Annotated in this window: 22 protein-coding genes and 1 pseudogene; 11 read left to right on the top strand and 12 right to left on the bottom strand. The window is 67.7% G+C overall.

Translation table 11 applies throughout. The features are described from left to right. Positions 1-128: 128 nt before the first annotated feature. The 3 genes from MTY59_RS20690 to MTY59_RS20680 all read left to right on the top strand — a co-directional run bounded on the left by MTY59_RS20690 (position 129) and on the right by MTY59_RS20680 (position 3,326). On the top strand, positions 129-1,511 hold the full coding sequence (locus MTY59_RS20690; protein ID WP_221042807.1) for a PPE family protein, SVP subgroup: 1,383 nt from the start codon (positions 129-131) through the stop codon (positions 1,509-1,511). Between the two features lie 133 nt (positions 1,512-1,644). Next, positions 1,645-2,421 carry a C39 family peptidase gene (locus tag MTY59_RS20685; RefSeq protein WP_221042806.1) on the top strand — a complete coding sequence of 259 codons (777 nt, stop codon included), beginning with the start codon at positions 1,645-1,647 and terminating at the stop codon, positions 2,419-2,421. A gap of 62 nt (positions 2,422-2,483) precedes the next feature. Further along, on the top strand, positions 2,484-3,326 hold the full coding sequence (locus tag MTY59_RS20680) for an MOSC domain-containing protein (protein ID WP_221042805.1): 843 nt from the start codon (positions 2,484-2,486) through the stop codon (positions 3,324-3,326). Between the two features lie 18 nt (positions 3,327-3,344). On the opposite strand, the gene MTY59_RS20675 is transcribed toward MTY59_RS20680, so the two are convergent. The 6 genes and pseudogenes from MTY59_RS20675 to MTY59_RS20650 form a co-directional block, all read right to left on the bottom strand. Then, positions 3,345-3,596 (bottom strand): hypothetical protein, encoded by a 252-nt coding sequence (locus MTY59_RS20675; RefSeq protein WP_221042804.1) that lies wholly within the window; start codon positions 3,594-3,596, stop codon positions 3,345-3,347. Then, positions 3,593-3,811 carry a DUF3072 domain-containing protein gene (locus tag MTY59_RS20670; RefSeq protein WP_221042803.1) on the bottom strand — a complete coding sequence of 73 codons (219 nt, stop codon included), beginning with the start codon at positions 3,809-3,811 and terminating at the stop codon, positions 3,593-3,595. Before MTY59_RS20670 ends, MTY59_RS20675 begins: the two co-directional genes overlap by 4 nt. Positions 3,812-4,042: 231 nt before the next feature. Further along, positions 4,043-4,123, bottom strand: a pseudogene (locus tag MTY59_RS27845) (DUF6480 family protein); the annotation flags it as partial. A 293-nt stretch (positions 4,124-4,416) separates the two neighbouring features. Further along, positions 4,417-4,671, bottom strand: coding sequence for a hypothetical protein (locus tag MTY59_RS20660; protein ID WP_221042802.1), 255 nt, complete (start codon positions 4,669-4,671; stop codon positions 4,417-4,419). Between the two features lie 65 nt (positions 4,672-4,736). After that, the gene (locus MTY59_RS20655; RefSeq protein WP_221042801.1) at positions 4,737-5,753 is read right to left on the bottom strand and encodes a zinc-dependent alcohol dehydrogenase family protein; all 1,017 of its coding nucleotides are present in this window, start codon (positions 5,751-5,753) and stop codon (positions 4,737-4,739) included. A 59-nt stretch (positions 5,754-5,812) separates the two neighbouring features. After that, entirely contained in the window at positions 5,813-6,361 is a 549-nt protein-coding gene (locus tag MTY59_RS20650) for a thioredoxin family protein (RefSeq protein WP_221042800.1), read from the bottom strand. A 214-nt stretch (positions 6,362-6,575) separates the two neighbouring features. Between MTY59_RS20650 and MTY59_RS20645 the strand changes: the two genes are divergently transcribed. Both MTY59_RS20645 and MTY59_RS20640 read left to right on the top strand, forming a co-directional pair. After that, complete coding sequence (locus tag MTY59_RS20645) at positions 6,576-7,133, top strand: CsbD family protein (protein ID WP_221042799.1); 558 nt, start codon at positions 6,576-6,578, stop codon at positions 7,131-7,133. Positions 7,134-7,159: 26 nt separating this feature from the next. Then, a complete protein-coding gene (locus MTY59_RS20640; protein ID WP_221042798.1) occupies positions 7,160-7,834 on the top strand; it encodes an IF2 family translation initiation factor in 675 nt (224 codons plus the stop codon). A gap of 6 nt (positions 7,835-7,840) precedes the next feature. Here the strand turns inward: MTY59_RS20640 and MTY59_RS20635 are convergent, their stop codons facing one another. From MTY59_RS20635 to MTY59_RS20620, 4 genes are all read right to left on the bottom strand, one after another. Continuing rightward, on the bottom strand, positions 7,841-8,503 hold the full coding sequence (locus MTY59_RS20635) for a cutinase family protein (RefSeq protein WP_221042797.1): 663 nt from the start codon (positions 8,501-8,503) through the stop codon (positions 7,841-7,843). A 107-nt stretch (positions 8,504-8,610) separates the two neighbouring features. After that, on the bottom strand, positions 8,611-8,970 hold the full coding sequence (locus MTY59_RS20630) for a DUF3253 domain-containing protein (protein ID WP_250160612.1): 360 nt from the start codon (positions 8,968-8,970) through the stop codon (positions 8,611-8,613). Positions 8,971-9,004: 34 nt separating this feature from the next. Continuing rightward, positions 9,005-9,778, bottom strand: coding sequence for an enoyl-CoA hydratase/isomerase family protein (locus tag MTY59_RS20625; RefSeq protein ID WP_221042796.1), 774 nt, complete (start codon positions 9,776-9,778; stop codon positions 9,005-9,007). 57 nt (positions 9,779-9,835) lie between these two features. After that, complete coding sequence (locus MTY59_RS20620; RefSeq protein WP_221042795.1) at positions 9,836-10,858, bottom strand: YihY/virulence factor BrkB family protein; 1,023 nt, start codon at positions 10,856-10,858, stop codon at positions 9,836-9,838. 137 nt (positions 10,859-10,995) lie between these two features. On the opposite strand from MTY59_RS20620, the gene hrpA reads away from it, so the two are divergent. The 3 genes from hrpA to MTY59_RS20605 all read left to right on the top strand — a co-directional run bounded on the left by hrpA (position 10,996) and on the right by MTY59_RS20605 (position 17,586). Then, positions 10,996-14,904, top strand: coding sequence for an ATP-dependent RNA helicase HrpA (gene hrpA / locus MTY59_RS20615; RefSeq protein ID WP_221042794.1), 3,909 nt, complete (start codon positions 10,996-10,998; stop codon positions 14,902-14,904). Positions 14,905-15,018: 114 nt separating this feature from the next. After that, positions 15,019-16,527, top strand: a complete 1,509-nt coding sequence (locus tag MTY59_RS20610; RefSeq protein ID WP_284145229.1) for an FAD-dependent monooxygenase — start codon at positions 15,019-15,021, stop codon at positions 16,525-16,527. A gap of 81 nt (positions 16,528-16,608) precedes the next feature. Then, positions 16,609-17,586 carry a DUF1444 domain-containing protein gene (locus MTY59_RS20605; protein ID WP_221042793.1) on the top strand — a complete coding sequence of 326 codons (978 nt, stop codon included), beginning with the start codon at positions 16,609-16,611 and terminating at the stop codon, positions 17,584-17,586. 16 nt (positions 17,587-17,602) lie between these two features. Here MTY59_RS20605 and MTY59_RS20600 read toward each other — a convergent pair whose 3' ends face one another. Further along, complete coding sequence (locus MTY59_RS20600) at positions 17,603-17,785, bottom strand: hypothetical protein (RefSeq protein WP_040629827.1); 183 nt, start codon at positions 17,783-17,785, stop codon at positions 17,603-17,605. Positions 17,786-17,919: 134 nt separating this feature from the next. On the opposite strand from MTY59_RS20600, the gene zwf reads away from it, so the two are divergent. Beyond that, positions 17,920-19,419: a glucose-6-phosphate dehydrogenase gene (gene zwf, locus MTY59_RS20595; protein WP_221042792.1), complete on the top strand. Its 1,500-nt coding sequence runs from the start codon at positions 17,920-17,922 to the stop codon at positions 19,417-19,419. Positions 19,420-19,443: 24 nt separating this feature from the next. Here zwf and MTY59_RS20590 read toward each other — a convergent pair whose 3' ends face one another. Continuing rightward, a complete protein-coding gene (locus tag MTY59_RS20590) occupies positions 19,444-20,367 on the bottom strand; it encodes a class I SAM-dependent methyltransferase (RefSeq protein ID WP_221042791.1) in 924 nt (307 codons plus the stop codon). Positions 20,368-20,552: 185 nt separating this feature from the next. Between MTY59_RS20590 and MTY59_RS20585 the strand changes: the two genes are divergently transcribed. Further along, entirely contained in the window at positions 20,553-21,434 is an 882-nt protein-coding gene (locus MTY59_RS20585; protein WP_221042790.1) for an HpcH/HpaI aldolase/citrate lyase family protein, read from the top strand. A 116-nt stretch (positions 21,435-21,550) separates the two neighbouring features. After that, the gene (locus tag MTY59_RS20580) at positions 21,551-22,786 is read left to right on the top strand and encodes an osmoprotectant NAGGN system M42 family peptidase (protein WP_221042789.1); all 1,236 of its coding nucleotides are present in this window, start codon (positions 21,551-21,553) and stop codon (positions 22,784-22,786) included. Positions 22,787-22,788: the final 2 nt, after the last annotated feature.

Here is a 22,788-nt window from a genome sequence, read left to right as displayed (position 1 = left end):
TCGTTCGCGGCATTGGCGGCACGGGAGGGAATGCGATTTGTTTGCTGCTGGGTTGGCTATCCCCATACGACGCGCATCGTGGGCGTCGATGCCTTCGCGGCTGACGTAAGCGATCGGAGGAGATCGACATGGACTTCGCGGTACTACCGCCGGAGGTTAACTCCGCGCGGATGTACGCCGGTCCGGGGTCGGGACCGATGCTGGCCGCCGCGATGGCCTGGGATGAATTGGCCGCCGCGCTGCAAACCACCGCGAACTCCTATCAGGCCGAGATCACGGCCCTGACCTCCGGTCCATGGGTCGGCCCATCATCGGCCTCCATGGTCGCGGCGATCACCCCCTATCTGGAGTGGATGAGGACCACTGGCGCCCAGGCCGAAGAGACCGCCAACCAGGCCAGGACCGCGGCCTTCGCCTACGAGACGGCGTTCGCCGAGACGGTGCCGCCTCCGGTGGTCACGGCCAACCGCACCCAGCTGGCGGCGCTCGTCGCGACCAATCTCCTCGGCCAGAACACCCCGGCGATCGCCGCGACCGAGGCGGAGTACGGCGAGATGTGGGCGCGAGACACCGCGGCCATGTTCGGCTACGCGGGTACGGCGGCCTCGGCGACGCGGTTGACGCCGTTCGCTCAACCCGACCCGACCAGCAATTCCGGCGCCGGCCAGTCCGAAGCGGTGGGCCAGGCCACCGGCGCGGCCGCAGGAAGCACGCGTAACGCCGTGCAGCAATCGTTCTCGGCGGTTCCCAACCTGCTGAGCAATTTCTCGGCGGCGCCGCTGGCCGCAGCAGACCCTCCGTCGGTAACGGACGTGCTGGGGCTGGGAAGCGATCTCGTCACATTCTTTCTCGACGCGCCGGCCAGCGTGGCCGGGCTCGGCATCGACGCGCCGGGTACGTTGATCGCCCTTCCCTTCGACATCGCCGGTGCCCTGACCGGTTTCCACACCGACGACATCGTCAGCGGCTGGGCCGGGGTGCAGTCCTGGCCCGGCATGGGCGCGGTGCCGCCATCGCCATTTCCGGTCATCACGAACCCGGCGGGTGGATTCGGAACGTTGGCGTCGGCCGGGCTGGGCCAGGCCAACACGGTCGGCAACTTGTCGGTGCCGCCGGGCTGGACGGCGGCCGCCCCGGCAATTCGTCCGGCCGCCTTGGTGCTGCCGGCCACCGGTGCCGGCGCCCAGGCCGCCGCCGCGGCCGCGGCCGCTCCCGGCGGAACCGGGAGTTTGTTCGGCGAGATGGCTACGGCCAGCATGGCCGGGCGCGCCATGGCCGGTACCGGGGGAGCCCTGGGTCGCGAGCGGGCCCGGGCCGGTGAGATCGAGAAGGCGACGCGCGAGGCGCCGAAGAAGCCGACCACCGAGTCGACGACACCACCGCAGGTTGCCGCAGGCGGACCGATCACGAGCATCGCCGCCGAGCTGCGCGAACTGGCTTCGCTACGAGACGCGGGAATTTTGACGCAGCAGGAATTCGAAGAACAGAAAAAGCGCCTGCTGCCAGGCTGATCCGAGGCCCGGCGCTGTGCGTTCGTCGGTAATCCGGACGAGCACAAAGGTTCACGTTCTTTCGGCAATAGCGGTGCGCTGCAGGTGCTACCGTTTGCTGGCCATTCGACCGTCGACGGCACCTTGCTCGCTGATGCTCACATTTCGGATCGCCCTTACGGCCCGCGCCGCAGTGAACGGCGCATGTATGGCTTTGGCCGCCGCGGCGCTCGTCTCGGGGTGCGGCGGCGCCCCGCCGGCGACCACGGCTGCCACCACCTCGGTGACCACAGTTGTTGCGGCACAGACAAATTCATTGCCCGGGCCAGGAGTCGGCCCCGCGACAACAACCGCTCCCGGCGTATACGGCAACCCCGCCGCCGCTGCGAAATACTGGGCGGCGCAGTCGCTCGAGGACAACTGCGGACTCGTGTCGCTCGCCGACGTGGTGGGCGAGGCCACCGGCAACGCACCCACCGAACGGCAGATGCTGGACCTGGCGGAGTCGACGCCGTCGGGGGCCAATCCCGGACCGATCTACGCGCCGCGGAACGATCCGAGCCACTCCGGACCGAACGCCGGCAACTCGATGTCGGACCTGGTGATCCTGCTCGACCACTTCGGGATCAAATCCGAGATGACCTCCACCTCCGACCGGGACAAGAACGGGCTGCCGCTCCTCGAGCAATACCTGGCCAACGACCGCAAGATCATCGCCTTCGTCAACTCCTCGGTCATCTTGAACGGTGACGACCAGCGCACCACGGCCGACCATTTCCTGGTCGTGACCGGCATCGACACCGGCAAAGAGATCGTGCACCTCAACGACCCCGGCATCGACCACGCGGACGAACAGGTGAGCTTCGGCACGTTCGCGACGGCCTGGCAGACCAGTGATCAGTCGATCGTGGTGACCGCGGTGCCTGGCTGATCCCTGGTGGTGCCAGGCCATTTCGGGCACAGTGAGCAGTGGAACTTCAGTGAAGGCGCGTGATGGACAACTCGACCGCCCAAGCCTCCGACTTCGCCGGGATGCGGGTGCAGGCGTTGCTTCGCTATCCGGTGAAGTCGATGCTCGGCGAAGCCGTAGATCGCTTGCTGGTCGACGAGCGCGGCGCCGAGGGCGACCGGCGGCTGGCGCTCCTCGACGGCGAGACCGGGCACGTGGCCAGCGCCAAGAATCCGCGGCTGTGGCGTGACCTGTTGACGTGCACCGCACATGCCGATGCACAGGGCGTGCGCATCAGCCTGCCCGACGGGACCGATGTGGCCGCCGACGATCCGGGCGTCGACGAGCTGATCTCGCGGCTGACCGGCCGGCGGGTCCGGTTGGTCACCCAACGCCCCGACGGCGCGACACTGGTGCGCCCCGATCCGGAGCAATTGCTGGAACTCGGTCTCGACGCCGAGGTCGACGGCCGCATCCTGCGGATCGCCGCGGCCACCCCGGGCGAGTCGTTCACCGACGAAGCCCCGTTGCATGCGATCACGACGGCTACCCTCGGGCACATCGGCGTGGAGGCGTTGCGCTACCGCCCGAATCTGGTGATCGCGACGCCGCCCGACTATCGGCCCTATGCCGAAAACGACTGGGTGGGCAGTGAAATCGCCATCGGAGAGGCACGACTGCGCGTCCTGACGGCCACATCGCGCTGCGTGGTCCCCACGCTCGAGCACGGGCCGTTGCCACGAGCGCCACAGGCGCTTCGGGTACCCGCGGCCGAAAACCGTTTGAATACAGGCGGTCACGGCGCGCAGCCATGTGCGGGCGCCTACCTGGCGGTGGTGGCCCAGGGCGTTGTCCGCGTCGGTGACCGCGTCACCATCGGACCGTAGCGGCTGCGCAGCAACGCGTCAGCCGCCCAGGTTGCGCAGCGCCGTGTCGAGTTCCTCGGCCTGCTCGGTCACCTCGCGGTCGGATAACTCCGCGTGTCCGACTCGCTGCACCAATTCCTGGCGCGTCGTAACCTGCAGGGCACCTCGGAATTCGGCCGAGTCCAGATCAGCAGGCGCGACGACCGCGGCACGGCCCTCGATCACCACCAGGGTTGCGTCCGCGTCCGGGCTGGCGAGTAGCCGTCGCACGTGCTCGGCATCGATGGTCATGAGCCAGCGCCCCGCCCGGTTCGCTGTTGCAGCTGGTCGAAGAGGCTGGAGGCCTGGGCCTTGGTGAGGTTGTCCGGGATCTCTTCGCCCGCTTCGTGTGCCAGCGTGTTCAAGTAGCTGCGCTGCGGCCCGGTCATGGGTTCGTCGCCGGTCACCCACTGCGATTGGTCCTTTTCCGGATTCTCCTGTGGCGCCTGCGCGGCATCGTCGGCCATGCATGTGGCTATGCCCGCTACCGAGGCGACGTAATCAAGACGTGTCGTGGACGGATTCGGCATGCTAGCCCGTCGCCCCGACCATCTTCATCACCATCAGCACCGCCACCGCGATGAACGCGACGACGAAGATACAGACGGCGACCACGGCGAGCACGGAGCTGGGGGGAATCGCCGGGTGTTCGGCGGTTGCGGCTCGGACACCCCGGAGGTTTGGGGCGCGGCCGGGGGGGTGGTGCCCGGGGCGGCACCTCCTCCTGGCTCCAGCCCGGGTATTTGCGTCGGGTCAGGATCGGGGGGTTGCGCGGTCATGGGTGACACCGGCCCCGTCGTGGTGGGCGGCGCCGCAGGCGTTCGGCCATGTCACCACCCAGAAGCAAGTGTTCTTTTGGCTCGTGAACAGGTCTCATCGCGTGCTCCGTCCGTCGGGGCATGGCGGTACCCGCCCAGGCGCCACCCAAACGGCCCGTGCCGGAGGAGATTGCCGACGCCCCCCGGCGTCAGCGCCCGGCCCTCCGCGATGCGTCGGTGACGATGCGGACGTCAGTCATCGAAAGTACTGTCCGCCAACATGTTCGGCGTGGGCCTGTGCTGACCGGCGGGCCTCAGTTCTCCGAGTTGGGGGTCGGGCTCTGTGCGGATTCCCACTTCGCCCCGAGGGACCGTTTCACCCGGGTGCCGGCCGCCAGATCGAGCTGAAAGGTCTCACCGCCGTCGGTCTCGAATGTGACGAGGTACCCCGCGTCGCTGGTGTCCTTGAAGACGACTTTGTAGGGCTGTTCGCCCGAGCCGCGGTCCACCGCGATGATGTCGCCAGGGGTGACGTCGTCGATCAGGTCGTTGCCGGAGACTTTGGACATACGGTCGACGTTAGCCGAAAAGGCGCGATGGGCGTCCGGTCGGCCGGAGCAGTGACCGACCTCACCTACGGCTGCAGGAAGGCCTTGATGGCGCGGCGCTCATCCATGGCCCGATAGGCGTCGGCGACCTGCTCAAGAGGCAGGCGCAGGTCAAATACCTTGCCGGGGTTGATTTTTCCGTCGAGCACCGAGTCGATCAGCGAGGGCAGGAAGTGCCGGACGGGGGCGGGTCCGCCGCGCAGCCCGACCTGGGTGCTGAAGAGTTGCTCGCCGGTGATGGCGACATCGTGGGGGACACCGACGAACCCGACAAAGGCGCCCGGGCGAGCGGACTGGATGGCTTGTTGCATGGCCTGGCCGGTGCCCACGCATTCCAGCACCGCGTCGGCACCGACGCCTTCGGTCATCTCCTTGATGACCGCCACTCCGTCGTCGCCGCGTTCGGTGACGATGTCGGTGGCGCCGAATTCACGGGCCAGCTTCTGCCGCGGCTCGTGCCGGCTCATCGCGATGATCCGCTCGGCGCCTTTTTCGCGGGCGGCCAGCACCGCGCACAACCCCACCGCTCCGTCACCCACCACGGCGACCGTCATGCCGGCGACGACGTTGGCCGCTTCGGTGGCAAACCACCCGGTGCCCATCACGTCCGAGAGGGTCAGTAAGTCCGGGATCAATTCCCCGTCGGGCTGGTCGGGCAGTGCCACGAGACTGCCGTCAGCCCAGGGGATGCGCACGGACTCCGCTTGGCAACCGCCCATCAGCACGCGGTTTACGCACGAACTCTGGACTCCGTTGCGGCAATTCGGACAGGTGCCGTCGGAGGCGTAGAAAGATCCGATGACGAACTGGCCGGGCTTGACCGAGGTGACGTCGCTGCCGACGGCTTCGACGACGCCGCAGTACTCGTGACCGAACGGCTTGGGCTCGGGAACGGGGTTGATGCCGCGGTAGTCCCAAAGATCCGAGCCGCACACGCACGTCGCGGTGGTGCGGATGATCGCATCGGTGGGGGCGACGATCTCGGGTTCCGGCAGGTCTTCGAATCGGACATCGCCTGCGCCGTAGATGACAGCTCCGCGCATAACGCCTCCCTCTCGCGGTAGTGGAGCCCAGCTACCGAGTCGATGTTTTCAACCGCGCCTCAGCGCCACTTGATGCCGCACCCGATGGACGGGCGCTGTTCGGGATTCACCGGTTGCCCGGCCAATACCGCGTCGACCGCGGCGCGGACGTCCGCGGCCGTGACCGGCCGGCCGTTTTTGGGCCGGGAGTCGTCGAGCTGGCCGCGGTAGACCAGCCGGCGTTCGCCGTCGAACACGAAGTTGTCGGGTGTGCAGGCGGCCGAGTAAGCGCGGGCGACCTCTTGGGTTTCGTCGTAGAGGTACGGGAACGTCCAGCCGTGGCTGCGGGCCTCCGCGACCATCTGATCGGGGCCGTCCTGCGGGTAGGTGCCCACGTCATTGCTCGAAATGCCCACCATCGCAACGCCTTGCCCGGCGAGGTCACGACCGAGCGCGGCGAGCCCGTCGGCGACGTGCTTCACATACGGGCAGTGATTGCAGATGAAGGTGACGACCAGGGCGGGGCCCGTCAGATCGTCGCGACTGAGCATGCGGCCGGTGGCCGGCTCGGGCAGCGTGAAGGCCGGGGCGACGGTACCGAGGGCGAGCATGGTGGACTCGATGGCCATGCCGGCCAGGGTATCGCCATATGACCCGTTCGCGCACTACACGGAGCCGTGACCGCAAAACATGTTGTGTTGCTGGTCAATTCGAATCTATTAGCACGATTTTCGGGTGCGGCGCCCCGTGACGCGTTGAATGTCCGTGTTTGATCGGCCCAGTTCGTGGAATTACACACCTGACACGAACGAACGTTTTGGCCAAACGCCTCAAGGGAGAATGATGAGTGAGCAGAACAAGGCCGATGAAGCGCGTAGGGGCCTGATCGACTCGGTCAAGGGCAAAGCCAAAGAGGTCGTCGGCGCAGTCACGGGCAACGAATCGCTGACCGCCGAGGGGCAGCTCGAGCAGACCCAGGCGCATGAACGCAAAGAAGCGAATGCGACCGAGGCCGTGGCCGAAGCCCAGGCCAAACAGGCCCAGGAAGAGGCTGCCGAAGCCAGGGCCGAAGGCGCCCAACACCGCCTGGCGGCGAACGCTCAGGCCGTGGCCGCCGAGGATTCGATCGAGGCCCAGGAGGCCGCCCAGAAGCGTGCGGCCGACCGGGCGGCGCATCAGCAGGCGACCGCCGAGAAGACCCAGGCCGAGATGGACGCCCAGCGCGACATCCACCTCGCGAAGGCCGAAGAACGCGCGGAGATCCGCGAGGCGTCCGAGGAGATTGTCGATGCCGTCGCCGAGCACCAGAGCTCGGTTCAGGTGGCCCGCAACGAAGAATCAGAGGCCGACCGGCTGCGGCGGCAGGCCCAGAACGTGACCGACCAAGCCGACCTGCCCTGACGGCGGGCCTCACCCAGGAGAAGTTGATGAAAATTTCCGAAGTCCCGCTGGCAGTCCTGCGGTTTCACTACCAACTCGCCCGATTCCCGTTGCAGCTGATCGAGGACCAGGTGGTCAACCGCATCCCCACCGAGGCGCCGGCGCGACTGCTATACGAGCGCTCGCTGGGCAAGCTCGACAGCACCGTCGGAACTGTGCTCGGCGACGCGACGCTCGCCGAGCGGGGAGCCGCCCTGGTCGAACGCAGCGACACGCTGGGCCGCGCGGCTCAGCTGGACGGCCAAGCCGCGGTCCGCAAGGCACAGGCCGACGCCAAGCTCAAGAGCGCCCGCGACGAGGCGATCCAGGAGCGCGAGGAAGCGCACAAAGCCACCCAGCAGCAAGTCAAAGAGGCCCGAATCGGCGCCGAGCAGCGCAAACGCGAGGCGGCGCAGTCGGCGCAACAACAGAGCGCCGCGGCCAAGCGGCGCGCCGACGAGACCGCCTCCCAGCGCAAGCAGACGGTCGAATCGGCCAAGCGCCAGGTGGAAGACAGGACTCGGGCCGCCGAGAAGGCCGCGGCCAAGGCTTCCGCGGCCAAAGTCGATGAGGCCGAGGACAAGCTCGGCGAGGCCGTCGAGAAGCGCGCCGAGGCGGATCGGGTGGCGCAGCTGGCAGCCGCCGAGAAGCGGCAACGCCAGGAGGAGCGGGCTAACGACTGACGGGTGTCAGACGCTCGGGGCACCCTGGTTGATCTTGTTGGCCGCAAACGTCGCGGCCTGGGCGGTCATCCCGGCATCGATGTAGGAAACGTGCGCCATGATGTTGCCGCCGCCCGAGCAGATCGGATCGTCGGGCGCGCAAATGCTGGTGACCTTGGAGCCATATGCCGGGTTGATCGTCGGTAGCGGCTGGCCGCCCCACAGCATGGTGGAGAACTGACTGGTGGGCTCGCCGAAGAGCGCGACGGCCGCGACGTGGTTGGCCACCGAGGGTGGCATCGCGTTGGTGGCCAGGTCGATCACCGTCGAGCCCTGGGAGTAGCCGCCGAGCACGATCTTCGAGTTCGGGCAGCTGGCGACGACGTCCTGGATGTGTGCGCTGGCGTCGTTGGATCCGGCGTTTGCGCTGTTGTGGTAGTCGTCGTTGGCGGGATAGTTGACCGCGTAGACGTCGACGGATTTACCGCCGAGCTGCGACGTGAGCGAGTCGACGAACGCCTGACCGATGTTGCCCAGACCGGGCTCTTGGTGGGTACCCCGGGCGAAAACCACCGATACGTCCGAGCAGCCATCGGCGACGGCGGTGGGCGTTCCGACGGGTGCACTCACCAGCGCCCACGTCGTCACAACCGCGATACCAACCCAGCGAGCTAATCTGCGTGCACTCATGGGAGAAATCCTGTCATATCGTCGGTCATGGACGTGCCGGCGGTTGACGCCAGGACGGGGAGCAGGCGCTCGAGCGGACGAATGACGTTGCAGCGCAACGCCAATGCCTACGACCCGGTGGTTCGGATGCGAATCGGGCCGCCCCAGTCGTCGTCGGGGTCGACGACCTCGCCGCGCTGCGTGATCTCCACGTCGCCCGACCTGGCGAGCCGCCGCGCCGCCGCCCGGGCGTCGTCCATCAGCTCGCGCCAACCGTCGCCGCCGACCGCGCGGGCGGCGTCCGACGGGCAGATGCTGCTCCGTGGGCCACGATGCATGACCAGCGCCCGGATCGACGCTTCGAGCCGCTGCCTGATCGGTCCGTCGCCGAGGGCGGTCTCGGCGTGGTCGGCCCCACGGCCCCCGCCGTCGAGCACACGACTTAGTTCGGCACGCAATCGCTCACCCGCCCGGCTCGTCAAAGCCACGGCGCCGCCGTCGCGACGCCGCCCGCACCGGCCGTCACCGGCCGCGCCACTGCGGTTTGCGCTTCTCGGCCCAGGCGCGCAGCCCCTCGGCGACGTCTTCGGTCGCACCCGCCACCTTGCGCATGGTCTCGCCGAACCGCACGGATTCGATCCAGCCCATGTCGGCGGTTCGCCACGCCACTTCCTTGGTCGCCCGCTGGGCCAGTGGCGCGGCCTCGGTAAGGGTGCGCGCCCAGGACTGGGCCTCGGCCTGCAGCCGCTCGGGCTCGACCAGCTTCCAGACCAAACCGATTTCCTTGGCCCGCTCGGCGCTCATGGGTTTACCGGTCAGCAGCAGCTCCATCGCGTTGGCCCAGCCCACCCGGTGCGGGAGCCGAATGGCTCCGACGATGGTGGGCACGCCGATGGACACCTCGGGAAAGCAGAACGTCGCCTCGGTGCTGGCGATGACGAAGTCGCAGAACAACACGCCGGTCACGCCGTAGCCGATGCACGGGCCGTGCACGGCGGCGATGGTCGGCTTGAACAATTCCATGCCGGACTCGAAGGAGTTGATGGTCGGTTTCTCCCAGAAGGTGCCGCCGAAGGTGCCGACCGAGCCTGCACCGTCCTTGAGGTCGCCGCCCGCGCAGAAAACGCTGCCGTTGGCTGTCAGGATCCCGACCCACGCGTCCAGGTCGTCACGGAAGCGATCCCAGGCGGCGTTGAGGTCCTGGCGCAGCGCGCCGTTGATGGCGTTGCGCGCCTCGGGGCGGTTCAGGGTGATGGTGGCAACGTGGTCTTGCAGCTCATAGGTGACCAGACTCATGACTGCAGACTATTGCGCGGGCCTACAGCCTCGCCAAAAGCCGGGAACAAACCGTTCTCATGGCGTGCGTGGGCGGCGAGAATCATGAAATACCGCAAGGCGCCCAATGGTTTTCGAGGGAAGGCGCTTGACGTCGTCGAAATGCACGTGGACCCGCTCGAAGGCTTTGACCCGCTCGGCTTTGACCTTGTTCGTATAGGTCCGCCGATCCGCCGACGTCAGATCCGCGTCCTCGCTGAATGCGCCGAGCAGCGCGCGCGGGTAGAGCCGCTCCACCAAGACGACATTGATCTCGGCGCACATCACCAGCGCCACCGATGCCAGGAACAGAAATGCCAGCGCCCCCAACACCAGAGCGAACACGCTGTTGGTGGCGCTGGCCCTTCTCACGGTATGTGCGACGTAGCCTGCCCCGAACCACTGCAGCATCTGCCAAATCAACGCTGCTGCAACCGCTCCCGGTAACACCTGCCGGTAGGTCAGGGCCCGCGCGGTCGTCACGCGAAAGGCCACCAGGCAGATCAGTGTGTTGATCGCCACCGCCGCAAGTACGAGGCCGATCTTGCTGAAGACGCCAAGTGCCCCGGTGGCATGGCCGACCGCGGCCAATACCGTCGCCGCGACGCCGGCAGAGCCGAGCACCAACAACAGCATCAGGCTGCGCACGCGGGATCGAATCGGGTCGGGGCGCTTGTGCTTCGGCACCGCCCACACCGTGTCCATTGCGTTTTGCAGCGCCTGTCCCACGCCCAGACCGCCGTACAGCGCGCCGAGCAGGCCCACCACCACGCCCACCGCTCCACCGCTGAGCCCCTGCGGGTGGTGCAGCTGGTCGCCGATCACCGGGAACTGACTCAAGGTGCTGTGCAACACCTGGGCCTGCAGATCGGGCCGGCCGGCCAGCACGACGCCCAGGCCGGTGGTCAACAGCAGCAGCATCGGAAACAGCGACACCAGCCCGTAGTAGGTGATCAGGGCGGCCAGGTAGCCGCCTTGATCGTCGTTGTACTTGTACACAACACCGACGATCACGCCGACGACTCGATTACGTCGCTGCAGCTCGTCCAGCCAACCGACCATCGCCGATCACTTCCCCCGCAAGCCGGCATCCCTTTCGATGCACTCGCCCCCTGATACCCGGATTCGGCTGTCGCCAACCCGGCCGGTCGCCTCGATGCGTTGGGGATGCGGGCGCGCGAGTGCCTATTCTGTGCGGGGTGGCCGAACCGTCTGCAGCGCAGTTGCGCAACCAACTCGACGGTTTGACCTTGCGCGACGCGGCCCGCCTCGGCCGGCGGCTCAAGAACTTGCGCGGCGCCTCGCCCGAAAAGCTGCGACAGCTCGCCGAACAGGTCGCCGCGGCGCACACGGTCGTCGCCGCCCGTCAAGCCGCCGTCCCCACCATCGCCTACCCCGACCTGCCGGTCAGCGACCGACGGCAGGAAATCGCCGCAGCCATCCGGACGCATCAGGTGGTGGTGATCGCGGGGGAGACCGGGTCGGGGAAGACCACCCAGCTGCCGAAGATCTGTCTCGAGGCCGGCCGCGGTGTCCGCGGAACCATCGGCCACACCCAGCCTCGCCGGCTGGCCGCCCGCACCGTCGCCCAGCGCATCGCCGACGAATTGGGCAGCCCACTCGGCGACATCGTGGGCTATACCGTGCGTTTCACCGACCAGGTCAGCGATCGCACGCTGATCAAGCTGATGACCGACGGCATTTTGCTCGCCGAGATCCAGCGCGATCGTCGCCTGCTGCGCTACGACACGCTGATCCTCGACGAGGCGCACGAGCGCAGCCTCAACATCGACTTCCTCCTCGGTTACCTGCGTGAGTTGCTGCCTCGCCGACCCGATCTGAAGGTGATCATCACCTCGGCGACGATCGAGCCGCAGCGCTTCGCGGCGCACTTCGAGAACGCGCCGATCATCGAGGTGTCCGGGCGGACGTATCCGGTCGAGGTGCGCTACCGGCCACTGGAGGTTGCCGTGCCTTCGGCCTCCGACGACGACCCGGACGACCCGGACCACGAGATCGTGCGTACCGAGACCCGCGATGAGGTCGAGGCGATCGTCGACGCGATCGGTGAACTCGAGGCCGAGCCGCCGGGGGACATCCTGGTCTTTCTTTCCGGAGAGCGCGAAATCCGTGATACCGCAGAGGCTTTGAGCGGACTCGAACACACCGAGGTGCTCCCGCTGTACGCGCGGCTGCCCACCGCCGAGCAGCAGAAGGTGTTCGCCCCCCATACCGGGCGCCGCGTCGTGCTGGCGACCAACGTCGCCGAAACGTCGTTGACCGTGCCCGGGATCCGCTACGTCATCGACCCGGGCAATGCCCGGATTTCGCGCTACAGCCGGCGTTTGAAGGTGCAGCGGCTGCCGATCGAGCCGATCTCGCAGGCGTCGGCCGCGCAGCGGGCCGGCCGTTGCGGCCGGGTCGCGCCCGGCGTGTGCATCCGGCTCTACTCCGAGCAGGACTTCGCGGCGCGACCGCGTTACACCGAACCCGAGATACTGCGGACGAACCTCGCCGCCGTGCTGCTGCAGATGGCGGCCCTGCAGATCGGCGACATCGAGCAGTTTCCCTTCCTGGATCCACCGGACCGGCGCAGCGTCCGCGACGGCGTGCAGCTGCTGGCCGAACTCGGCGCGTTCGACCAGCACGGCGCCATCACCGATCTCGGCCGCCGCCTCGCGCGACTGCCCGTCGATCCGAGGCTGGGCCGGATGATTCTGCAGGCACAGACCGAGGGGTGCGTCCGCGAGATGCTGGTCTTGACCGCGGCGTTGACGATCCCGGACCCGCGGGAGCGCCCGAGTGACCGCGAGGAGGCGGCCCGGGCAAAGCACGCCCGTTTCGCCGACGAGCACTCCGACTTCATGTCCTATTTCAACCTGTGGCGCTATCTGCGTGAGCAGCGGACGTCATTATCCGGCAATGCATTTCGCCGGATGTGTCGTTCGGAGTTTCTGCATTATCTGCGCATCCGAGAGTGGCAGGATCTGGTCGGGCAGCTGCGCAGCATCGCCCGCGACCTCGGCATCGTCGAAGACGCCGCATCCGAGGAGCCCGCCGATGCTGCGCGGGTGCACGCGGCGCTGCTGGCGGGGTTGTTGTCGCATGTGGGTATGCGCCGCGAGGACACCCGCGAGTACCTGGGCGCCCGCAACTCGCACTTCGTGCTCGCGCCCGGCTCGGCGCTCACCAAACGGCCGCCGCGCTGGGTCGTCGTGGCGGAGCTGGTCGAGACCAGCCGCCTGTACGGGCGCACCGCCGCCCGCGTTCAGCCCGAGGTCGTGGAGCGGGTCGCCGGCGAGTTGGTGCAGCGCACCTACAGCGAACCGCATTGGGACGCCAAACGCGGCGAGGTGATGGCCTACGAGCGGGTGACGTTGTACGGCCTGCCGCTGGCCGCGCGCCGCCGCGTCGGATACGCGCGCATCGAGCCGGTGGTGGCGCGCGAGTTGTTTATCCGCCACGCGCTGGTCGAGAGACAGTGGCACACCCGCCATCACTTCTTCGCCGACAACGCGCGGCTGCGGGCCGAGCTCGAGGAGCTGGAGGAGCGGGCCCGCCGCCGCGACCTGATGGTCGGCGACGACGACGTTTATGCGCTCTATGACGCCCGCATCCCCACCGACGTCGTCTCCGCGCGGCACTTCGACGCGTGGTGGAAGAAGCAGCGGCACAAGACACCGGACCTGCTGACGTTTACTCGCACCGACCTGCTGCGCACCGACGAGGCCGCCGACGCGGATCGGCCGAGCGCCTGGCGCACCGGCGATGTCGCGTTGCCGTTGACCTACCGGTTCGAGCCCGGTGCCGCTGACGACGGCGTCACCGTGCACGTGCCGATGGACGTGCTGGCGCGCTTGGGCGGCGACGAGTTCGCGTGGCAGGTGCCGGCGCTGCGCGAGGAACTGGTGACCGCGCTCATCCGCTCGCTGCCAAAAGACTTGCGCCGCAACTTCGTTCCCGCTCCCGACACGGCCCGCGCGGTGCTGGCGGCAATCGATCCGGCCGCCGAGCCGCTGCTACCGGCGCTGCAACGCGAATTACGCCGCCGCACCGGCGTTTTGGTGCCCATCGAGGCCTTCGACCTGGACAAGCTGCCCTCGCATCTGCGGGTGACATTCGTGGTCGAGTCCGGCGACGGTGCCGAGGTGGCCCGGGGCAAGGATCTGCGGGCGCTGCAGGAGCGGCTCACGGCGCCGGCCCGGCAGGCCGTCGCGCATGCTGTCGCGGGCGAGCTGGAGCGGACGGGATTGCGTGGCTGGCCCGAGGACCTCGACGAACTGCCGCGTGTGGTCGAGCGCACGATTGATGGACGCACCGTGCGGGGTTTTCCCGCGTTCGTCGACGCGGGCGGCGCCGTCGACCTTCGCGTGTTCGCCACATCGGCCGAGCAGGGCCAGGCGATGGGGCCCGGCATCCGGCGGTTGGTGCGGCTCGGCGTCTCCTCCCCGATCAAAGCCATTGCGCGTCAGCTTGATCCACGGACCCGGCTCGCTCTCGGCACCAATCCCGATGGTGATCTCTCCGCGCTGCTGGACGACTGCGCCGACGCCGCGACCGACGCGCTCGTGTCGGCTCCGGTGTGGACGCGCGCGGAGTTCGTCGCGCTGCAACAGCGGGCCGGAAAGTCCCTGCTGCCCGCCACCGTCGACATCGTGGGCCGTGTCGAGAAGGTGCTGACCGCCGCTCAGGAGGTGCAACTCCTGCTGCCCGCGAGCCCGCCGCCCGCGCACACCGACGCGATCGCCGACATCCGTGCGCAACTGGATCGGCTGTTGCCGGCCGGTTTCGTCACCGCCACCGGGGCCGCGCGGCTCGCCGATCTCACCCGCTACCTGCTCGGGATTCGTCGCCGCCTCGACGGGCTGCCGCGCGCCGCCCAGGCCGATCGGGAGCGCATGCAACGAGTGCACGCCGTGCAGGAGGCCTTCGACGAGCTGGTGCATCAGCTGCCGCCGCCGGCGAGGGCGGCCGTCGAGGTTCGCGATGTCGCCCGGCAGATCGAGGAACTCAGGGTGAGCCTGTGGGCCCAGCAACTCGGCACGCCGCGCCCGGTCAGCGAGCAGCGGATCTACCGCGCGATCGACGCGGTGCGCGAGCGTTGGTGATTGTTTTCCCCGCCACTTTCAACCTATAGCGCATACCGGGGCTTGCCGCAAGACCCGGGTGCTGATGCAAAATCGCTGTCCTCGACCAGAATTCAGGCGAATCGGGGTGGCGAAGTGGATGTTTCGGGGGTAGCGGAAAATGGCGGCACCGAGCAAGCGGTGATCATCGCCGGGGGCGGCCCGACCGGCCTCATGCTGGCGGGCGAGTTGGCTTTGGCGGGGGTCGACGCCGCCATTGTGGAGCGGCGCACCAGCCAGGACCTGATCGGAACTCGGGCCGGCGGCCTGCATTCCCGCACCATCGAAGTTCTCGATCAGCGTGGCATCGCCGATCGGTTCCTGTCCCGGGGCCAGGTCGCGCAGGTCGCCGGGTTCTCCCAGATCCGGCTGGACATCAGTGACTTTCCCACCCGGCACCCCTACGGACTCGCGCTGTGGCAGAACGAGATCGAACGCGTCCTGGCCGACTGGGTCGGCGAGCTCGGCGTGCCGATCTACCGCGGCGGGCAGGTGGCAACGTTTGCCCAGGACGGCAGCGGCGTCGACGTCGGCCTGTCCGACGGCCGCGTGATGCGGGGGGAGTATCTCGTCGGGTGCGACGGAGGACGCAGCGTGATCCGCAAAGCGGCCGGCATCGAATTCCCCGGATGGGACGCGACGACCAGTTATCTGCTCGCCGAGGTCGAAATCGATTTCGGGACCGGACAATCCCCGCAGTGGGGGATCCGCCACGACGCGATCGGCGTCCATGCCCTGTCCAGCGCCGAGGAGGGTGGACCCGTTCGGGTGATGGTCACCGAGGCGCAGCTTGGACCGGCCACCGAACCCACGCTGCGCGACCTGAGCCAGGCGCTCGTCGCCGTCTACGGGACGGACTACGGAATCCACAGTCCCACTTGGCTTTCCCGGTTCACCGACGCGGCGCGGCAGGCCGCCGCCTACCGCCGCGGGCGAGTTCTGCTGGCCGGCGACGCCGCGCATATCCACCACCCGGTGGGCGGGCAGGGCCTCAACACCGGCGTGCAGGATGCGGTGAATCTGGGCTGGAAGCTGGGCCAGGTTGTCAACAAGACGTCGCACGACGGCCTGCTGGACAGCTACCACGCCGAACGGCACCCGGTTGCCCGGCGGGTGCTGCGCAACGCGTTGGCGCAGATGGCGCTCCTTCGCCCCGACGAACGCACCCAGGCACTGCGCGACACCGTGTCCGGCCTTTTCGCCATGGACGAACCCCGCACCTGTTTCGCCGCGATGATGTCCGGCCTGGACATCCGTTACGACCTGGGCGGGGGACACCCGCTGGTGGGGCGCCGCATGCCCGACCTGGACCTGGTCACCACCGACGGGTCGCTGCGCGTGTTCGACCTGCTGCGCGACGCCCGTCCGGTGCTGCTCAACTTCGGCGAGACCGGTCTCATCGAGGTCACGCCCTGGGCGGACCGGGTTCCGACGGTAGACGCGAAACATATTGACCGGTGCGTGCTTCCGGTGCTCGGTGCCGTGACCATGCCGCCCGCGGTGTTGATCCGGCCGGACGGACACGTCGCCTGGGCCGGCACCGGCAACGACCCGGCGCTACGCGACTCCCTCGCCACCTGGTTCGGGCCGGCCGCCGCGACGTGAGGCAGCCAAAAAGGGTGACTTGTGTCGGCCGGCGCAGCGTGTAACGTGCGTGTTCGCTGTTCAAGAGCAGGAAGACCGAGCGTGGACATGGCAACCGAGCAACCGCCGACTCCGCCTATGGATTGGGCCGAGGCCCAACCCTTGCTCCGGCCGGTGCTGCGCCCGCAAAGCTACGTCAACGGCTTGGTCAACACCGGTGCCCAGCCCTGGGTCCGTCCGGTGTTCCCGTTCATCAACGAGATGGTGGTCGTCGATCTCCCCACCGTGCGGACCATCGTGTCGCCGGCGGAAACGGGCGCCTGGGGCATCACCGGCGATCAGGCGTTCGCGGTGGCCAGGGAGAACCTTTCCGCGCGTCAGCAGGCCTTCCAGCCTGGCGAGAAGTACCTGATGAAAGACGCCGACGGCGGCACCTACATCGATTCGATGATCCTGGCCACCGGCTGGCTGGGTGCGCTGGCGGTCGCCGGCGGCCCCCGCCCCCTGGTGTTTTTCCCGGGCGATGGCGTGCTGCTGCTGGGCACCGACGCGCCCGACAACGCAGCGGACCTCTTCGAGGTCGCCGAGCAGATGTACCTCGACGCCGAGCAACCCATCTCGCCGCAGGGCTACACCATCGGAGGCAGCATCATCGCGCCGTTCGATCAGGCCGGTCCCCACCCGTTGCGCGGGTTGGCGTTGAGGGCCCGAACGCTGTTGGCCACAACCGAATACACGCACCAGGTGGAGTTCTTGCGGGAGCATTATGAGCGCGAGCTGTTCCCGCAATATGTCGGCGACGCGCAGATGATCGAGACGGCGTGGGGTCGGCGCACCAATGCGGTGTGGGGGCAGGGGATCCCGTGGGAGCTGCCGCAGACCGATTACGTGACGTTCCTGGTCGGCGACCCGTCCAACGTATCCGACAAGTTCACCGTGCCGTTCCCGACTGTGGTCGATGCGGTGGGCATCCTTCCCGTCGCGGGAATCAATCCGGTCCGTTACCGGGCGGAGGACTGGCCGACGCCCGAGCTGCTGGCGACGCTGAAGGCGCACGCCATCGACGTGCCGAGCGAATGACCTGTTCGGCGACCCGCTAGTCCGGCGGCTCGCTGGTGGTACCGCGGACAGCCGCTTGTTCCCGGTCGCTGCGGTTGCCGGGAACGCCTTCGGCTTCGCTCTCCTCGGTAACCTTTTCCTCGAGCTGATCGACGATGTTTTCCAGCTCCTGAGCGCGGCTCAGCGGGTCTTTGTCGGGTTTGGTCATGTCGCTTTCCATGGGCGTTGGTGGGGGACGGGCCCCGGCGCCGGGAACCCGCCGCTATTCCATACCCGATCGCGCGTTCGCTAACCAGATCCGGCGGTCGCTAAACGAACGAGACACAGCGCCGTGGCGATGGAAGTATCGCAAGAGTGGCTACCGAGAAACCTCAGACCATCGCTTACCCCGCTGCCGACGCCCGCCCGCGTCGCGACCATTCCGATCCGCTCGACCCGCACGTCATCGTCCTTTTCGGGGCGACGGGCGACCTGGCGAAACGAAAACTGATCCCCGGTCTGGCGTATCTGGACCAGTCCGAATTGGCGCCCGATATTCAGATCGTCGCCACGTCGCTCGAAGACCTGAGTCAAGAAGAATTCCGCGATCTCGCCAAGAAGGCGATCGATTCCTTCGGCACGCACAAGCTCACGCCCGAACAGTGGTCGAACTTCGCCGACATCGTCACCTACGTCCCGCAGAGCGCCGGACCCGAGGCGCTGGCCGAGGCGGTGGCGCAGGCCGAAGACAACCTGGGGCCCGACGTCCGGCGGCTGCATTACCTGTCGGTGCCGCCCAAGGCGGCGCGCGCCGTCATCACCATGCTGAGCGACGCCAAGCTGGTCGAACGCTCACGGGTGGTGATGGAGAAGCCGTTTGGCACCGACCTGGCCAGCGCGGTAGCGCTGAACGACTTCGTGCACGAAACCTTCGAGGAAACACAGATTTTCCGCATCGACCACTTCTTGGGCAAGGAGGCCGCGCAGAACATCCTGGCGTTCCGCTTCGCCAACGGCCTGTTCGAGCCGATCTGGAACCGCAACTTCATCGACCACATTCAGATCGACATCCCCGAAGAAAAGGGCCTGGATCAGCGGGCGAACTTTTACGAAGATACCGGCGCTTACAAGGACATGGTGGTGACCCACCTGTTCCAGGTGATGGCGTTCGTGGTGATGGAGCCGCCGACGGCGCTCGAGCCGTTTGCCATCAGCGAGGAAAAGAACAAGGTGTTCCGGTCGATGCTGCCGGTCAAGCCGTCGAACGTGGTGCGCGGTCAGTACAGCGGATACCGCGACGAGGACGGCGTGGCAAAGGATTCCGACACCGAGACGTTCATCGCCCTCAAGGTCGGCATCGACAACTGGCGATGGGCCGGGGTACCCATCTACCTGCGCACCGGCAAGAAGATGGCCGAGGGCATCCGCGTTATCTCCATCGCGTTCAAGGAGGCCCCGCGGACCATGTTCCCGCCCGGATCCGGGGTGGGCACCCAGGGTCCCGATCACCTCACCTTCGACCTTGCCGACAACTCGAAGGTTTCGCTGTCGTTCTATGGCAAGCGGCCCGGCCCCGGCATGAAGCTGGACAAACTGTCCATGCAGTTTTCCTCGCAGGAGATCGATACCGTCGTGGACGTGCTGGAGGCCTACGAACGATTGATTCTCGATGCGATGCGGGGCGACCACACGCTGTTCAACACCGCCGAAGGCATCGAATCATTATGGGAGCGCTCGGAAGACCTGCTCACCGATCCGCCGCCGGCCAAGCTGTATCAGCCCGGCACATGGGGCCCCAACGCGATTCACCAATTGATCGCACCGAACGCGTGGCGGCTGCCGTTCGAGCGGGAGTGGCGCGAGGCCAAGCCTTAGCGAAAGCGCCGAAACTCCTCGGGCTCAGCGCGATTCGGCACTGAGGTAGCTGATTGCGTGACGAAATTGCCTGAGGATTTCGTTGTCCGGCAGCGCGAACCCGTAACCGGCATAGACCTGTTCGGTGGGGTGGCGGGTGACGTCCCAGCCGGTGGCACCCAGGTGCTCAGCGGCGGGGCGGCGATCCCCGAGCCAAATCAGCTCGGCGACATCGATGTCCAGTCCGTGCTGCCGCCAGGCGCTGCGCATCGCCCGCGCCCGTTCGTCGGTGAAGACGCTCATGTCGGTGATGTTCTCGGTGGCCAGCCGGCTGCCCGGCGCGCTGAGCGCGGTGATGTTGTCCAACAGCCGGTCCTGGGCATCGGGCGGTAGATAGGGCAGCAAGCCTTCGGCGATCCACGCCGTGCGGGCGTCGGTGTCAAAGCCGCTGTCGCGCAGCGCCGTTGGCCAATCATCGCGGAGATCGATGGCGACGGTCCGGCGCTCGGCAGCGGGTTCCGCGCCGATCTGGGCGAGCGTGGCGGTCTTGAAGGCGATCACCTCAGGCTGGTCGACCTCGAAAACCACCGTGCCCGATGGCCACGGCAACCGATAGGCCCGCGCGTCCAGCCCGGCGGCCAAGATGACGGCCTGCCGGATGCCTGCGGCGGTGGCGGCGCCGAAGAAATCATCGAAAAACCTGGTCCGCACTGTCATCTGCTCGCGCCGCTGTTGCAGCGTCATCGGCATGTCGTCGGTGTCGAGCGGGATCTGACCGTCCAGCATGCGGGTGAAGAAGGGGTGCCCGACCGCCCGCACCAACGGCTCGGCGAACCGGTCATCGAGTAGTGGATCCGGCTCGCGCGATGCCAGCGCTCGGGAGGCCGCGACCATCGTCGCGGTCGCGCCCACGCTGGAGGCCAGGTCCCAGCTGTCGCCCTCGGTACGCGCCGAGCCAGATGATGACATTCGATTTCCCCTTCCGGGATATACCCGCCGCGTCGGCCAATTCGCCCTCGGGGCCGCTCACCGCCGGCGCCTACAGCACCGATACCGAAGGGTACTTTCTGGCTATGCCGCGCGCACCACGCACCCGTCGCGCGGGCATTTGACTGCCGGCCCGCTGCACGACGACTCCGAAAGTGAATCACTCCATGGCACCGACCCTGCGCCCGCGCCGATCCGCCCTGTACCTGCCCGGCAATAAGCCCCGCGCGCTGGAGAAGGGCAAGTCGCTGCCGGCGGACGTGCTGATATTCGACCTCGAGGATGCGGTGGGACCCGACGCGAAAGCCGATTCGAGGGCGACGGTGTGCGACGCGATCTCGTCGGAGAGCTACCGGCCTCGCGAGGTTGTGGTGCGGATCAACGGGTTGGACACCGAATGGCACCGGGACGACCTGGCCGCGGTGGCCGGGTCTTCGGCCGACGGCGTGCTGGTGCCGAAAGTCGATACGGGCCAACAGGTTCAAGCGCTGGCCGAGGCGCTCGCCGCCTTGGGAGCGCCGAAGTCGTTGCAGCTGTGGGTGATGATCGAAACGCCCCGCGCCTTTCTGCGGGCCGAGGAGGTCGCGTCGGCCAGCGATCGCCTGGCCGGGTTGGTGGTGGGCACCAACGACCTGGTCAACGAGCTGCACGGCCTGCACGTCCCCGGGCGTGCGCCCGCCGTGCCCGCCCTCGGCCTGGCGTTGTTGGGAGCGAGGGCGGCCGGAAAGGTGATCTTGGATGGCGTGTTCAACGACATCACCGACCAGGGCGCATTCCGGGCCGAGGCCCAGCAGGGCCGGGAAATGGGATTCGACGGCAAGACCCTGATCCACCCGTCGCAGATCGCCCCCGCCAACGAGCTGTTCGGTCCGTCACACCAGGAGCTGGAGGACGCCCGCAAGATCGTGTCGGCCTACGAGCAGGCGCAGGCGGCCGGGACCAGCGTGATCACGGTCGATGGCCGCATGATCGAGAGCCTGCACGTCCGCGACGCCAAGCGAATCCTCACCCTCGCGGATTTGATCTCGGAGATGGAATCCGCTTCCTAGGGCAGCGGATACGTCGGGCGCGCGGTGGCGGGTGCGCGACGGCGGCCCGCAACGGGCGTCGGGTGCCGGACACACGGTAGGTTGAACGCGTTCGCGACGACTCGAGAGGAGATAACGTGGGCCAGACCGCGGGCATGGCCGAGGCCGACCGCACCTGGATGATCGACACACTGCTCGCGCTGCTGCAGACCCCGAGCCCGTCGGGACGCACGGATGCGGTGATGCAGGTGATCGGCGACATCTTCGACCATTTCGGGGTGCCGTTCACGCTGACCCGCCGGGGAGCGCTGACCGCCGAATTGCCCGGTGAGTCCGCGACCATCGACCGGGCCCTGGTGGTGCACTCCGACACCATCGGCTGCATGGTCCGCGAGCTCAAGGACAACGGCCGCCTCGAGATCGTTCCGGTCGGCACCTTTTCGGCGCGGTTCGCCGCCGGCGCCCGGGTGCGCATCTTCATCGACGACCCCGACGAGTTCATCACCGGCACGGTCATGCCCCTCAAGGCCAGTGGGCACGCGTTCGGCGACGCGATCGACACCCAACCCACGGACTGGGAGCACGTCGAGGTTCGCATCGACCGCAGGGTATCGACGCGGGAGGACCTGGTTCGGCTCGGCCTGCAGGTCGGTGATTTCGTGGCCTTGATCACCAGCCCTGAGCTCACCGCCGACGGTTTCGTCGTCTCCCGTCATCTGGACGGGAAGGCGGGCGTCGCGATCGCGCTGGCACTGGCCAAGAACTTCTCCGAGAACAAGGTGGTGCTGCCGCACCGCACCACGATCATGGTCACCATCACCGAGGAGGTCGGCCACGGAGCCAGCCACGGCCTGCCCGCGGATGTCGCCGAGTTGGTCTCGGTGGACAACGCGGTGTGCGCGCCCGGCCAGCATTCCCTCGAGGACGGCGTGACGATCCCGATGGCCGACATGCACGGCCCGTTCGACTACCACCTGACCCGCAAACTCTGCCGGCTCGCACAGGAGCAGGGAATTCCGTTCGCCCGCGACATTTTTCGCTACTACCGCTCCGATGCCGCGGCGGCTATCGAGGCAGGGGCCAACACCCGCGCGGCGCTGGTCGGCTTCGGGCTCGACGGCAGTCATGGCTGGGAACGCACGCACATCGATTCGCTGGAGGCCGCCTACAACCTCCTGCACTGCTGGCTGCAGACACCGTTGACGTTCGCCAAGTGGGACGCCAAGCCGACGGGCGATCTGCGCGACTTTCCGTCGTCGGAGCAGCCCGCGCCCAGCGAGCGGTGGGTGCCGCTGGCCCGCGGCGATTTCGAAAGCCCCGGCGACGCGTCGCCCGGAACGGTCTGGCCACCCTCGGAGGGCCCCCAGGCCTGACG

It is taken from the genome of Mycobacterium senriense (genome assembly GCF_019668465.1).
GTDB lineage: Bacteria > Actinomycetota > Actinomycetes > Mycobacteriales > Mycobacteriaceae > Mycobacterium > Mycobacterium senriense.
This window is presented reverse-complemented; position numbering and strand designations above follow the sequence as displayed.

Coding starts and splice junctions, on each gene's coding strand:
- MTY59_RS20660 (WP_221042802.1), bottom strand. CDS start 4,671: ATGTCCAAAGTCTCCGGCAACGACCTGATCGACGACGTCACCCCTGGC.
- MTY59_RS20685 (WP_221042806.1), top strand. CDS start 1,645: ATGCTCACATTTCGGATCGCCCTTACGGCCCGCGCCGCAGTGAACGGC.
- MTY59_RS20645 (WP_221042799.1), top strand. CDS start 6,576: ATGAGTGAGCAGAACAAGGCCGATGAAGCGCGTAGGGGCCTGATCGAC.
- MTY59_RS20690 (WP_221042807.1), top strand. CDS start 129: ATGGACTTCGCGGTACTACCGCCGGAGGTTAACTCCGCGCGGATGTAC.
- MTY59_RS20590 (WP_221042791.1), bottom strand. CDS start 20,367: ATGTCATCATCTGGCTCGGCGCGTACCGAGGGCGACAGCTGGGACCTG.
- MTY59_RS20625 (WP_221042796.1), bottom strand. CDS start 9,778: ATGAGTCTGGTCACCTATGAGCTGCAAGACCACGTTGCCACCATCACC.
- MTY59_RS20675 (WP_221042804.1), bottom strand. CDS start 3,596: ATGACCATCGATGCCGAGCACGTGCGACGGCTACTCGCCAGCCCGGAC.
- MTY59_RS20585 (WP_221042790.1), top strand. CDS start 20,553: ATGGCACCGACCCTGCGCCCGCGCCGATCCGCCCTGTACCTGCCCGGC.
- MTY59_RS20600 (WP_040629827.1), bottom strand. CDS start 17,785: ATGGAAAGCGACATGACCAAACCCGACAAAGACCCGCTGAGCCGCGCT.
- MTY59_RS20655 (WP_221042801.1), bottom strand. CDS start 5,753: ATGCGCGGAGCTGTCATCTACGGCGCAGGCGATGTCCGATTCGAAGAC.
- MTY59_RS20635 (WP_221042797.1), bottom strand. CDS start 8,503: ATGAGTGCACGCAGATTAGCTCGCTGGGTTGGTATCGCGGTTGTGACG.
- MTY59_RS20620 (WP_221042795.1), bottom strand. CDS start 10,858: ATGGTCGGTTGGCTGGACGAGCTGCAGCGACGTAATCGAGTCGTCGGC.
- MTY59_RS20680 (WP_221042805.1), top strand. CDS start 2,484: ATGGACAACTCGACCGCCCAAGCCTCCGACTTCGCCGGGATGCGGGTG.
- MTY59_RS20650 (WP_221042800.1), bottom strand. CDS start 6,361: ATGGCCATCGAGTCCACCATGCTCGCCCTCGGTACCGTCGCCCCGGCC.
- MTY59_RS20670 (WP_221042803.1), bottom strand. CDS start 3,811: ATGGCCGACGATGCCGCGCAGGCGCCACAGGAGAATCCGGAAAAGGAC.
- MTY59_RS20640 (WP_221042798.1), top strand. CDS start 7,160: ATGAAAATTTCCGAAGTCCCGCTGGCAGTCCTGCGGTTTCACTACCAA.